The 14,736-nt window shown below is 26.7% G+C and carries 9 protein-coding genes; 1 reads left to right on the top strand and 8 read right to left on the bottom strand.

All coding sequences use genetic code 11. The features are described from left to right. Positions 1–10 precede the first annotated feature (10 nt). Positions 11–823 carry an RDD family protein gene (locus tag WHD08_RS02455; protein ID WP_208889355.1) on the top strand — a complete coding sequence of 271 codons (813 nt, stop codon included), beginning with the start codon at positions 11–13 and terminating at the stop codon, positions 821–823. Positions 824–971: 148 nt separating this feature from the next. Here the strand turns inward: WHD08_RS02455 and WHD08_RS02450 are convergent, their stop codons facing one another. From WHD08_RS02450 to WHD08_RS02415, 8 genes are all read right to left on the bottom strand, one after another. Further along, entirely contained in the window at positions 972–1,181 is a 210-nt protein-coding gene (locus WHD08_RS02450) for a hypothetical protein (RefSeq protein ID WP_244183266.1), read from the bottom strand. A 159-nt stretch (positions 1,182–1,340) separates the two neighbouring features. Further along, entirely contained in the window at positions 1,341–2,936 is a 1,596-nt protein-coding gene (locus WHD08_RS02445; RefSeq protein WP_208889356.1) for a hypothetical protein, read from the bottom strand. Further along, complete coding sequence (locus WHD08_RS02440) at positions 2,933–3,649, bottom strand: hypothetical protein (protein ID WP_340833400.1); 717 nt, start codon at positions 3,647–3,649, stop codon at positions 2,933–2,935. The genes WHD08_RS02445 and WHD08_RS02440 overlap by 4 nt, the downstream gene beginning before the upstream one ends. Next, positions 3,562–4,110 carry a hypothetical protein gene (locus WHD08_RS02435; protein ID WP_340833396.1) on the bottom strand — a complete coding sequence of 183 codons (549 nt, stop codon included), beginning with the start codon at positions 4,108–4,110 and terminating at the stop codon, positions 3,562–3,564. Before WHD08_RS02435 ends, WHD08_RS02440 begins: the two co-directional genes overlap by 88 nt. Next, a complete protein-coding gene (locus tag WHD08_RS02430; RefSeq protein ID WP_340833394.1) occupies positions 4,097–6,310 on the bottom strand; it encodes a restriction endonuclease subunit M in 2,214 nt (737 codons plus the stop codon). Before WHD08_RS02430 ends, WHD08_RS02435 begins: the two co-directional genes overlap by 14 nt. A 1,357-nt stretch (positions 6,311–7,667) precedes the next feature. Beyond that, complete coding sequence (locus WHD08_RS02425) at positions 7,668–8,156, bottom strand: hypothetical protein (RefSeq protein ID WP_208889360.1); 489 nt, start codon at positions 8,154–8,156, stop codon at positions 7,668–7,670. 1,158 nt (positions 8,157–9,314) lie between these two features. Further along, complete coding sequence (locus WHD08_RS02420) at positions 9,315–12,941, bottom strand: hypothetical protein (protein WP_208889361.1); 3,627 nt, start codon at positions 12,939–12,941, stop codon at positions 9,315–9,317. 473 nt (positions 12,942–13,414) lie between these two features. Continuing rightward, positions 13,415–14,638 carry a MalY/PatB family protein gene (locus WHD08_RS02415; RefSeq protein WP_208889362.1) on the bottom strand — a complete coding sequence of 408 codons (1,224 nt, stop codon included), beginning with the start codon at positions 14,636–14,638 and terminating at the stop codon, positions 13,415–13,417. Positions 14,639–14,736 lie beyond the last annotated feature (98 nt).

The following is a 14,736-nucleotide window of genomic DNA, read 5'->3' as shown; positions in this document are numbered from 1 at the left end:
TAACCATTGCATGAAAAGACTCCAAATAAAAACAGCACAAAATGTAAACATCAATTTTACCCTTGCAAATGTTGGCCAAAGGCTATTTGCACTTGGCGTAGATAATGTTATAAAATTTGCATATCTCTATTTTGCTATGGAATTTTTAGATTTTAGAATGTTTCAAACTGCCTTAGAAGGAGATTCTTGGTCTTTGCGTGCCATAGATGTACTAATCTTTCTGCCGGTTACTTTTTATTCCTTGTATTCAGAAATACTCCTAAACGGACAAACAGTTGGTAAAAAATTATTGCATTTAAAGGTGATTAATATTGATGGTTTTAAACCTTCTACAACAGATTTCATTATCCGTTGGTTTTTAAGAGTGGTAGATTTTAACCTTTTTACATTACTATTTGTTTATGTGGCTTCATTAGGATTAGACGATGAAATAGCTTTATTAATGTTGCTTTTTTTCTTTGGAAAAATGATTGGCTTTTTATTGATATTATTCACCGATAATCAACAACGTTTTGGAGATATCATTGCCAATACAGTGGTTATTTACCTAAAGGATAATGTACAGTTTTCTGAAACTATCTTAGAAAATATTTCCAACGCATACGTACCAACATATCCGAATGTTATTAAATTGTCTGACAACGATGTGCGTATTATTAAAAATACTTTTAATTCCGCAAAAAAATATAATGACTTTAAAACCTTGATAAAACTGAGGTCTAAAGTCTTGGAAGTAACCGGAATTAAATCTATCCATAAAACAGATAAAGAGTTTATTGATGTTGTTTTAAAGGATTATAATTTTTATACTCAGAGTATGTAATGTGTTTGGTTTAGTCTTATAAGAGAGTAAGATAGATTGTTTGTTAAAAAACCTATTTAACATAATATAAATTATAATACAGTTTTATGCAAACATACAAATTATATTTAATATCAGTATTTACATTTATTTAAATACTGTAAAACCTTTAGAATTTAGCTTTATCAATTATCTTTTTAACTATAGACTCATAATCATCACTTGTATAAACTGGAACAATTATTTCTTGATTATTAAATGTTGCTTTAACGTCTTTTAAATGGTCTTTACTAATTGCATTATGATCTATAAATTCTACAGAAGTAAACATACCTGTATTTATTAAATCCATCATTAATTTTGATAATCCTAACATCATTATTTTATTTTTAAATTTTACGCAGTCATTCCATCAATAAAGATGTTTATGTATTTTTTCATCTTTATGATGATTCTTTCACCAATTTCACGAGCTTTTAAAATACTTGGTCTATTATCCAAACATTTTTTTTATGGATTGTAATTTTAATAAGAATACTTATTCTACATTTAATTTAAATCCATAATTTGTTTCTAAAATTGCTTTAATATCATCATATGCTAAATTCTCTAAAGAATTTGGAGCTCCAATATTATATGTTTTCCTAAAATCTTGTGCATAATCAAATGGAATTTCAGTTTCATCATCATGTTTTTGAACAATAATAGTTGGTTTATCCATACTTCTTGCATAACCTAACTCATAAGCTACATTTGGATTTCTTTCTGTTACATCTGCAATAAAAATTGAGCAATTTTCAATTTCTTTTATCATTTTAGAAATAATGCTTTTTGTTGCTCCATTATGTGTCATGATTTTTAATAACTTGATATTTACATCAGGATTCTCAGCTTTTATTCTAGCTACTGCCCTACTATAAATACTATTATAACTAGCGATTTCATCAACACCATAATATTTCATAGCTACAAACACATCAATGCTTTTTGTATATATTTTCAAATAAATATCTAATAATGATTTAGCAGAAACTTCATTTAAAGTAGCTAATTCATGCTTTGAAACCCATTGTACAAAATGTTTTAATTGCTTTTTTGAATTCAACTCTATACTTAAAGCAGCTATTAAAAAAGCGCTATTTTTTGATTTTTTAAGTAAATCGTGATTTCCAAACTCTTGATTAATTTTTTTAAGTGCAGCTTTGACTTGCTTTATAGATTCGTTTGTTTGAGGAAGACTGTTTTCTTTTAATAGAAAATCAATAATCTTTGATACTACGGATAATTTATAAAGTGTATCATCTTTAAAGCTTAGAAAAGCATTGTGTAAATTTGGAACTATATCTTCTAAATGTTCTGTTGGTAGTAATTTGTTTAATTCTCTAATTGCAACATATTTCCAACCAAACTCCTTTTTTAAGGCTTCATTTTTAAAGTTTTTTTCGTCTTCAACAATTACTCTTAAATTTTCTTCTGATGTTAATGGAACACTTTTCGTATTTATATTATGAAAGACTACTTTTTCGAATTTTTCTCCGTTATTATCGATAACCTTTTTTTTGTTTCCATCACGATCTGTTATTTCTGATATAGTAGATTGAAAAAGAACTATACAAAAAGGTGTGTCTCTCTTTTTAATTTCTTCATCACCTTTTTTATCGCTTACAGCACTTAATCTATGATTTCCATCAATTCTACTAAATGGTTGAGTATTCTTTTCAATACATTTCAATAAATAGTCTTCATCAATTTCAATTTCAACGACTTGTACTTCTGCTTTATTACGTGAATCAAACTTATCCTTATAACTTAATTTTTTTGAAGAAAACTTAATCTTCTGAATATTAGACTCAAATTTTGAACCGCTTTCAATAATATTTATTGGTTGAATTCCTTGTTCTGCTTTTGGTAATGAATAATCATATTCTACATGATGTCCCAATATAACCTCTGGAAAAAATAAATGTGGACTATGTTTTAAAAACTGTTTTATAGTTGTTTCTTGTTTAGAAATCAAGTCTCTTTGATACGTGTAATCTGCTTTTGAAAGTCTTGCTAATTCGCCTAAAGGTGCAAAACCTCTAATACATAGTTGATTACTTAACGATCTGTCTAATATTCCTCTTAAAATCATAATAACATTTTTTCGATTCTCTGTTTGGTTTTATTAAGGGCATTATTTGCTTCAATTTGTAAATTTTCAGCCATTTTTCTTTTTGCTAATATTCTCTCTTCTAATTCAATTTGTTTATCTAAGGAAGGAAAAGGGATTAGAGTAGTTGCTATGTTTTCTAAATGTAAATCAGGAACTCCAACACCTTTTAAATGTCTTGTAAATTGTATTTTACATATAGAAGATCCTAATACTTCAGATAAATAATAGTTAGATACAGTCTGATTTGGTCGTATTAGAGCAAGACTAACAAAAATATTAAAAGGAATATCTTCTTCTCTAATTATAGCAGTTTTACCAATTGTTCCAATTTTTGTTAATAAGATATCATTCATTCTAGGCTTAACTCTTCTTTCAAGCTTTTCTCCTTCTTCGAAGCTTGTATGTTTTATGCTTTTAAAAGATATACTACTATTTTTAATATTTTTTACAGAAATAAATCGAGCACCTTGAGAAATATAATTTGGTGTATGATGAGTTCCATCTGTGATTTTATCAGTTATATCTATTAGTTTTTTTACTGGATATTTAGAATTTTTAATTGATTCTAAAACAGATCTGTAATATTCTGAATTATAATAACTATCTATTCTGTTACCATTAATTTCTTTAAAAGAAATATTAAATATTCTATTACTAAGTGAATTATCCTTAACATGTTTAATATTATCCATAAATACTCTGGTAATATTAAATTTTTATTGACTTTAATTCTAGTAATATGGTTTGAATAATAAAGATCTTTATTATCTGTAACTATTGTTGTTTTACCAACAAGCTCCTGGCTATTTGTATTATTAAATAAAACATCATCTTTTTCTAATTTATCTGCTTTCTCATTAAATGGTACATATACATTTTTATTATATTTTAACAAACCATCTTTACCAAGATTAGTTGGTCTAATGTGTATAATTCCATTTTCTGCATCACTTTGGTCTTTTTTACCAGCCCCAAAACCAGATTTAAATGAAATTGCAACTTTACCTATAGATAGACTATTAAACTTACCAGAATTAAACTTTGTTAGATCTGAGGCGTAAAAAATAGGGTCTAACCTACCTTCTAATTTACTTTTATCAATTAGAAATAAATTAGTTTTTCCTAGTTTAGTAGAAAACTTAAATTGTGCCATCTTCTACTGAATTTATAAAGTTTGTTAATTCTTTTCCAATAATTTCTAACTCATTATTTTTTGTAAGATTTCCTGTTGCATCATACCCAATATCTTCGGCTATTGCCATGAAAATTGGATAATCAATTAAATTATTTTGCTTCTCAGATATTAATTTTTCATTTAATTCATCTTTTAAACTTTCAATTTTTTCTTTGTAAAACTCATTAATTTCAGCTTTCCAAGCTTTAAAGCTATCGGAACTTTCAATTTCTTTTTTAGCTAAATTTTTAGTTTCTCCGTTGTAACCTATATATTCTTTAAATTTTTTTCTTTTTTCGCTATTCCAATCATTTACTTGTTCTTCATAATTATAAGTATTAATAACGTCTAATTGTAAACTAGCAATTTTCTCTTTTAATTTTAAAGTTTCTTTTTTCGACCATTTTTTAAGTATTAATACAGAACTTTTTACACCAGCACCAGTTGCACTAAATGCAGTTTGTGGCATAGAAACTACCGCTATAATCCTAAACCAAGTTTCTATATTATCTCTTACATATTGTAAACTACTATTTGTTAAAATTCCATCAGGAATAACTACAGCCATGTAACCATCCTCGGCTAAATATTTATGACATTTTTCTATAAATAGAATTTCTGTACTTTGTTGTGGTCTTCTACTTTTATTCTTTCCTTTTAAATCTAACCAGTCTTTTTCTTTATAGCTTAAATTATATTGATGCATATAAGCTTTTTCAGTTTGTTTTATTAAAGAACCAAATGGTGGATTTGTTATAATAAAATTAAAGTGATCGTAATTAAAACCTTGGTTTTTAGTAACAGCCTCAATAGATGTTTTATTAAGCCTTTCTCTTAGTTTTTTTTGTTCGTCAGTTTCATCTGGTGTTGCGGGTAATATTCTTGGAGGTGTTAACCCGTCCGTAGCAACAACATTTGTATGGCCATCATCATGAATAATCATATTCATTTTAGCTGTTCGGGCTATTTGCTCATTTATTTCTATTCCATATAAATAATTCTCAGCAAAATCATGCCAATGCTTATGATGTTTAGCATGCTGTTTAACATCAGTTTTATGTTTTGGGTAAATTTTGTCTGCATGTCTTCTAACTTTGTCTAATGCATGTAATAAAAAACCACCACTACCACAAGAAGTATCTAAAACGTAAGATTTATTTGTAATTGGCAAAACACTAACAACAAAATCTACAATTGGTCTTGGTGTAAAATATTGTCCAAAATTACCTCTAAAAAAACTTCCCATGAAAGTTTCAAAAGCTCTTCCTTTACTATCTAAATCAGTATCAGATAAATTTATTGATTCTAAGTAACCAACAACAGTTCTTAATTTTTCAGGTGTAAGACGTATATCATCTTTAAAAACTTCCTCATCAAACTTTCTGCCTTCTTCATAAAGAGCTTTAATTCGTTTTGATAATTCTATATTAGTTTTATCTTCATTTTTCTCTTTAAAAATTTGAAAATCATATGGATCACCAATCTCTCGATCCTTTCTTTCATCCCATATTTTACAGAATATCAATTTATCAAGTTCATCAAAAGCTTCTGATGGATTTAACTGTCCTCCACCCCAAAGAGATTTGTGTGCTTGTTTAAAAACTTCCGTAAGATTTTCTTGATTAATAACTTTAAGATCGGAAAACTTTTGCTCGCCCAATTTAAACTGCATATCATCAGCTTCATAAACATATTTATAAGGAGCAAGTTTATCTACACCAAATTGTGGTATATCTGGTTCTTCCTCTCTTGTGTCTTTGGATTTATCTACACTAAAAAATTCGTCTTTAATTCCTGATGTAACCCAAACATATTTTACTTCATTAGGCAAAGCATAGGCATAACTATAAGCTTGTTCTATTGCTTGTTGAAATTCTTGTTCGTTAACTTCCCTCCTTTTACATTCTACAAGTATATGAGGTTCTTTACAGTCATCATCATTATAAACAACAAGGTCTGCCTCTTTCTTTTCAGAACCCATAGTCACACTTACAAATTGTTTTATCCTTTTAGGATTATAACCATATTCTAAAACAAGCTTTAGAAATGTTATTGCTTGTACTTGCTCTTCTGGATTAGTATAATTCCTTGGCTTATTCTGATGCAAATATTTTATTTGCTTACCATCTTTAGTTAAAGTAATTAACTTTTCTTTTATTCCTTTTTCTATTAAACTCATTCTTCAAGTTTATTTGTAACTAATAATTCTTTTATATCTGTATCTGAATAATAAAATTTATCCAATATTATACTTGCCTCTTTCTTATAAAAATGATGCATTTGCATATGTTTTTTTTTGTAGATTTTAATTAAATAAGTTTCTTGATTATTTTACATTAAAGTTAACTTTAGAATATTTTATAAAATAAACAGCATTATATTATCAAATCTATAGTTGTCAATATTCCATAATGTTCGATGTAACGGTACTTGGTTTTTAGACATTTATGTGTGTAGCTTTCTATTAAATGAATTTCATAAATAGGTGCATTTTTTTTTGTTTAAAATTACATTTTTTGCCGGAATTGACAAGTGAATTGACAAGAGATTTTTCCACACTGAAACAGAGGTAATTACTTGATTTACAGACCGATATATAAAGCACTAAAAATCAATGTATTACAATTATTTTAACACAAAATTAACATTTATAGCATTTTGATTGATTATCAGTGTTTTAACTGTTTTATTTTTCCGATTTCGGTACTTGGCAAGGGGTGTTACTATAGACCCCTTGTTAAAGCACTAAATTGGACGTTTAAGAAGTTATAGATTTATGGCAGTTTTTAGCCTTAAAACAAAAAAGGCTAAAACCACGCTTTCCGCTATATCTTTAAAAAACATCTGAAGAGTTTGTTAAAGGATGCCGCTACAATCGTTACTGCAAAAAAAACAAATCAATTTATTTATAGACGTACGAAAGTTTTTAAAAAAGCAAAACTACGCACGATTTTTCAAAAAGAAATGTAATAAAACTTACAAAAAACTAAAAAGTTTTTCTTGTTTTATGGAATTTCAAGAATTGAAAAATAGTTCGTTTAACTCGCTTTAAAAAAACTTTCTACTACTGGGCACTCTTCAAGAAGTGAAAAAAAAAGAAATTAAAATTTCTATTTTTTCTACTTCTTTCAAACGACCTAAAAAAATTAAAAAATCAAAAAAAAAGTATCAAACAAGTTCAAAAAAACTCAAACAAGGTGTTTTTTGATGTTTTTAATAGGTTTTAAAACAAAAACCATGTACTTGTATTGTTTAAGTATAAAAAAGCGCTTAGAAGCTCTTTTTTTATGCTTGGTTTATTGTTATTGTTTTTTCTATTTCCTAAGAGATAATAATTTTTATCTACATCAAACCAAGCTTAAAATCAATTAAAGAAGAAATAAAATAAAAAACATCATCAAACAAACTCAATAGACCTTAAATTATAGTTTTTAAAGTGCTTTTGTAAACTCTAAAGATAAACGTAATGTAGTTTTGAGTAAGCATAAAAAAAAGCGCTTAGAAGCGCTTTTTTATTATTTGTTTGATTTTTTCAATTATGCAATTCTTAAATAGTTTTCAGATTGATTTATTGTTTTTGTTTTTTCTACTTTTCCAAGAGATAATAATTTTTTATCGACATCAAACAAAGCATCAATATCATTTCTTAGATATTTTAAATGTTTCAATTCCGCTTTTATTTGATTCAATAATGTTTGATTTCTACCATTTTTTGTTACTAGTACTTTATAAAACTCCATTTGCTCTTCTAACAAATAATAAATATTATTAATCTCTTTCCCTACAGAGGTAACATAATCAGAATTGTAAAGTCTCCAATATCTTTCCATAGCATAGTCCAGAGACTCTCTCATATTTTTCTGTACGGGTAAATCCATGTTTAGTGAAAGTAAAATATTGTAGTTGTAAAGTTTTGGGATGTTTAAAATTAATTCTTGTGTTAAAGTGTTTAAATTATTTTCAAATGATACTAACCATTTTTTTGCTTTTACTTGATTAGAAAAAACAAATTGCTTCTCTCCCATTTCAAGAAACAAAAAGTATGGTCTTTTGATGTTTCCACCAAATGATTCTCGTTTATCTTTTATATGTAGTTTAATTTTTTTTCGCACAGTATAACACCTACTGTACTCAATATAACATGATAAAAATTATAAGTTAAAAATGACGTTAAAATGACGGTAAAAATTACTGCCAGCTTTTATCTTTTTTTTCTAAACCCCTATAAACATTGGATTCTATAATTAATATATTATAAATTATAATACATTTATATAGTAATTTCTGTATAGCCGTTTTTCATTGCTATTTACACATAATATCAGATATAACACCTTTTGGTTTATATCGTCCGATATTATGTTAAAAGAAATTATGGGTTAATTTACTTCTAAGATTTAATTGATAGATATCTTTCTCTAAAATTATTAACATTATAAAATTATTCCTTTAGATGTGTTTTATTATTCTACAACACGTATTTATTTAAATTCCGTAGAATCTTGTATTTGGTAATCTATATGAATATTTTTTAAATACGCGATTCTCAGAAACCGCATTTTTAGTTAGAAAACAGATTGTCAGTTCGAGTGATTTCGATTTTTCATCGAAATTGTATCGAGAACCTTTTTTTATACAATGTTACTTATGGATAAAAATTCTCCAGTCATTCTATCAATATTAATGTTGCTGTATTTTTATTAAGAATAAAACATTTTTCTATTTCTATGCTTTTTATAATTTAGCGTTTACTCTAGTGTTAATTTTATTATGTTAAATACAAAATAATTGATAAAGTTAATCAAATATAGGATTAAGCTATTTTAAATAGTAATTCAAAATTGTTACTATTAATTTTTCATTATTTTCTTTTTTTCCTTGACCTTTCGACTTCGCTCAAGATAAATTCCAAAAGAAACAAAAAAATCAAGACTTACATATATTTTTGGAAACAATTACGGTTCGTTTCTCTATATTTTAGGATAGATTCTAACTTTTAAGACTATTTTTAGAAGTATTATAAAATAGGAAAACTTAAGAATATGTATTGCTAACACCCTAAAATATTACGTTCCACTCTCCTATTATTTTTTTGCCAAAATTATATTAGGTCAAAGGCATTTAGTAATTATAATATTCATTTTTTTGATTCATATTAAATAGATAATTAAAAATGTTTTAAATCAGAATATTTGTGACCTTTTTATTTCGTTAAATGAATATATTGGTAACTCCGTTTCTTCTAAAAATTTAATTGGTAATTGATATGATGAAACTACCATAGACTTAACCTTATAATCATCAACATTTTTACTAAATTTTTCTGAAAGCTGTTTAATATTATTAATTAACCAATTATTTCTTGCAACATGTTTAGGTAATTGTTTCTCAGTATAATTTCTTACATCTCTTTGAAAATCATACATAATTTTAGCTTGTTTTGTGTTTTTACACTCAATTGAATATATCAATTTACTCTTATCATCAAAAGCCAAAATATCAATATCTCCATAATTTTTTTCAGCGATTAGCACTCCTTTTTTATCTATTTTCACTTCAAAATCAACAACCCTTAAATTAGGGTTTTGGTTTAGCCAATCTCTTACTTCATTTGTAAATTTTTTACCTTTTAGATTAAGACGCTTTGCAATTAAATTTCTAATTCTGTTATGCTCATCTTCAACTCTAAGACTTGCATTTGAAAATTGATATATTAAATTGTCTGATGCTTTAATTAAAAACCTTGCACTCCATAGATACCAAACTTTTTTGTCTTCATCAATAATTCTAATTAAAGGTTTCCTTAGATAAGAGAGTTTTCTATTATATCTCCAAGGAAAAATTTCCGGTATTATATAACCTTTTGGTGCTGCATCCATTTTCCCTCTACTATTAAGAGTTAGTACTTTTAAATATGAATTAATTTTTTCAATATTGAATTTTGTTTCTTTTAATATTAATTCCACGAACTCATTTTCTTTCATTTTAGAATAAGAACTCTCTTGAATAAAACAATATTCAGCTAAAAATAACGAGATTGTATTTATTTCTGAAAATGAAATTCCCCAATCATTTATAAAAACTTCATCAATATTATTTAAATAGTCATCTTCCTTTTCTTCACCCAATTCCTTCTTTTCATGTTTATTAAAATTAGATTCAAAATTCTCTCTATAATTAACTAATTCATCTTCTTTATTAGATATATTATATTTACTTAAAACATCATCAAAAAAACCTTTATTTATTCCTAATCTTCCAGACGCTAATAATCCCATTTTAGGATTGTCTATATCAAATCTTATTATGTCTTGAACATACCCAAAATAAGTTATTTCACTCATTAAGGACAGTAAATAATCAACATCATCATTATTTGGAAGTTTCTCACTAAAATATGGTTCAGCGCTAACGAATTCGATAAGGCATCTCATAGATAAAGAAACATTTACATACTCCGATTCTGATTCATGAAACTCATTAAAAACATCTGTATATTTTGAAAAACATTCTAATCTTGCAGGTATATATAATTTTCTGTATTCATTAGCTTGGATAATTGCTTCATGATGATGCATTAAAAATTTTAATAGTTCAAGTGTATTATATTCTATTAATTTATTTCTTAACTCTTGAATTATAGCATTAACAGAATCAACTAATAATTTAATTTTTTCTTTTTTATCAATTATTTCAGCAGGAATTTCATTATCATAATTAAGCCAATCAACTACGCTTTCTAAAACGTAAGAGTTATCATATTTTTGTATAAATCTTATTTTTGGAAGGTATCTTGGGTCTATCTTTAAATTATAACTTGAATCAACAGTCAATATCATTTTTGCAGAACCTAATGGAATATGATTATCAATTATAACCTGTATAACTTCCTCACTTAATTTTTCATACCCAATTGCATTAAATAATTTACTCAAGCTTTTAATAACTATAGACATTAGTTGTCTTTCTCCTTGATTATCTTTTCTATGTAGTGCTGCATAAAATTCCGATGGGATTTGTATTTTAATTTTTCCTTCAGCTGCTATAATTTCATATTCAAGGTTGAATACTTCTAAATCTATATTATATAAAACTTGAGGGTTAAAATCATATAGTTTTTCATCTAGTAAAATAATAAATTCAATTGGAAAAGGAACAGAGTGATTGAAATGTTTGCTAAGTGATGGATAAAGTTCATTCAACCAATGGGTAATTGCATCAATAAAATGAGTAACCATTGTATCTCTTTTTCTGGGACACGTTATCCAAATTGGGTAATCAAATAATTCTATAACAGACTTATAAATCCCAATATAATATTCTTGTGATAAATAAATCGGAGCATGTTTAGCTGTTTTATAAACAGGCAAATAACCTAGCCCTCTTTTAGGTTTAAAAAACATAACACCATGTTCATCATTTTTAGTATTAATATCAGTTATAACTTTTCCTTGTGTTCCAAAATCAAAAAACAAACCATTATAAGCTTCATCACTATGCAAAAATGAATCGTGATTCTTTGTATAATATGAATAATAAGTTAAAATAGAATACATAGGAGCAATTCTAACTCCTTTGTTTATAGCTCTATCAAAAGCCTTACAATATTTCCAAAGAGAAATTTTGTTTAAATCCCAATTACTATTTAATCTCTTTAAATCAATAATGTTTATCATCAAAAAGTTATCTGAGCCTTCAATATCTTTTAAGGCAAAGAATTTATCATCAGTAGTTGAATAAGAGGAAATTATTAATAATGTCAAGAATTGGTAATTTTCATTATTAACTTTATCTCGTACAAAAGAAATTACAGTACTTGCTCTTTCTTCATAATCGCTATCTTCACTTGAATTCAATAATACATTAACATATGCCAATTTATTTTCATCAAATTGCCATATTGATTCACCATTTCTTAATTCTATTTTATCCTTTATTTGGATATTTAAATCGGTCATAGACCAATTCATTTTTCTTAATTCTTTGAACGAATCATTCTCTATATTTAAATCATAGATTTTTAACAATCCTTCTAAATGATTATTGGCTTCTAATTCACTAACTATGAAATTATTTAGTGAATACATTTGTGCACTCGGGAATATTAAATAGTACATGTCATTAAATATGACAAATGGCTTTAAAAGAATTGGGTTTTTATCAATATTGATTAAATCTATATCATCTTTTTCTATATCAAAAATGAAATTATTTATAACATCACTTTTAATATTAAATTTATTATAAATAGCTTGAATGTCTTCTTTACTGAAACAAACTAAATCTTTATATTTTTTAAAAAAATCTTCTTCAGGAAAGAATAACTCATTTTCATTATTATCTAAGCAGATATACCTTTTTAATCCTATCTTATTAGCAATATTTGTATGAATTGAAAGAAAAAACATAATAGATTCAAATATTTTTTTTTTGAATTCACTCTTTAAATTGTTTTTTGCATGAAGTATGCTGTATGTTAATCCTTGAACGATTTCGGTACTGTTTATTACTATTCCTGGAAAAACTATATTATTACCATTTGAAAAAAGAAAATTCTCTGTAAATGATGTTTCTACAGGGTCTTCTCTGTGATCACTAGGAAACATCTCTTGAAAAGCATTAACTACACCATCATAATTGAGTTCTTCATTTATATTATTCATATTCTTAGCTATTAAGCTAAGTATAATTTCTATTCTTAAATTTTTACCATGATTTTCTGGACATAATTGTAGAATTGAAAATAACTTCAATAATTCTGATGTATTTTTCTTTGATATATAATTTATAAAAGGTTCATATTCTTCCATAGTTAAATGTAGAGAATCTAAACGAATAAAATTTACGGAATACCATAATTAATTGAAAATTAGAAATAACAATCCCATTCCATACACATTTCACTACGCTCCTATCCCTTCGAGAAACTCAGGACAGGCTCTGTTTCGTGAAAAGCGTATTTCATTACATTTTTTAAAGAAGATTTTAGAAAGAAAAAAATAAAGAAAAATTGTGAAGTGTAAAGCTTTTTACTCAAATCGACAAAGGAGATTCACGAATACCCAATAATATAAACGCATGAGTAAAGCAAAGTAACCCCGCAATAAATATGCGGGACAAGCGCCATACAGAACAGTATAATACATTTTACAACAATTAGCAAAATAGCGCTTTTGGGCTATATGTAACGTAATTGGATGCTTTAGGAATTCCATATTAAAACAATAAACCCAATAACGATTCTATTGGGTTTTATTTTGAGAACTATGTTATAATTACTCGGTTAACAAGAACAACAATCGTTTGTGTTAGCGTTTTGATTAAAAGAGCAATCTACACCAGCATCAACCGCTTTTTTTAATTGATGAAACGCTTGCTGAATCTTAGCTAATGGTGACGCTACATTCATTCGCATAAATTGTGTGTGCGAACTTTCAAACCAATCTCCAGGTGTTAAGGCTAATTTTGCTTGATGCACCACTAAATGTTTTAAAGCAGCATCCGAAAGATTCAATTTACTAAAATCTAACCAAATTTGATACGTTCCTTCTGGTTTAAAAAGGGTTACTTCTGGTAATTCTTTTTGCATAAAATTTTCTATCCAATGCATCGTTTTTTCAAGATACGCGAGTAAATCATCTAACCACTCCTCGCCTTTTGTATATGCAGCAATTGTAGCATTTGCAGAAAGTATATTTCCGTGATCTAAATACAAAGAACCTATAGTGTTTTTAACTTGCTTATGAGTTTCTTTATTTGGTATATATAAGTATCCATTAGAAATGCTTTGCATCCCAAAGGTTTTTGCTGGAGAACCTAAAACAGCAATGTGATTATCACTATTAGTTAATGAAGCGATGCTATTAAATTGTGATTTAGAATACACAATACCAGAATGAATTTCATCACTAATAATAGTAACATTGTATTTATTTGTCAAATCTACTAGTTTTTGTAATTCTTGCTTTGTCCACACTCTACCAACAGGATTGTGAGGATTACAAAGTAAAATAGCTTTAATATTTAGGGTTTTAAGTTTACGCTCCATATCCTCAAAATCCATTTGATACTGTCCAGCAACAACTTTCAATTTATTATGGATTACTTTTCTTCCTGCAGATTCAATCACCTTAAAAAATTGATGATACACAGGTGTTTGTACCAATATTCCATCTCCTTTTTCTGTTAATTCTCTAATTAAAACACCAATTCCTGTAAGTACTCCAGATACTTGTATAAAGGATTTAGGGTTTAATTTTAATTGATGACACTTTAAATTCCAATCAGCAATAGCTTTAAAAACTTCATCCGTATTAAATTCATAGGCATACATATTTCTTGTGACCAATGTTTGCAGAGCTTCTTGTATGGGTTTTGCAATTTCAAAATCCATATCGGCAATCCATAAAGGCATGACGTCTGTTGCGCCAAACATTCCTTTTAAATAATTAAGATTACTCTTAGCAAAATTGTTTTGGTTCTCGTGTATTATATCAAATTGACTCATTTTTATTGTATTTTATATATAGACGGCTGATTAAAAAAAAGACGCAAAAAAAAATTGCCTCACTAAATTGTGAAGCAATTTTTATATTCATATATCTA

Source organism: Polaribacter sejongensis (assembly GCF_038024065.1).
Classification (GTDB): Bacteria; Bacteroidota; Bacteroidia; order Flavobacteriales; family Flavobacteriaceae; genus Polaribacter; species Polaribacter sejongensis.
The sequence above is the reverse complement of the archived record's forward strand: the minus strand, read 5'-3'. Positions and strand labels throughout refer to the sequence as shown.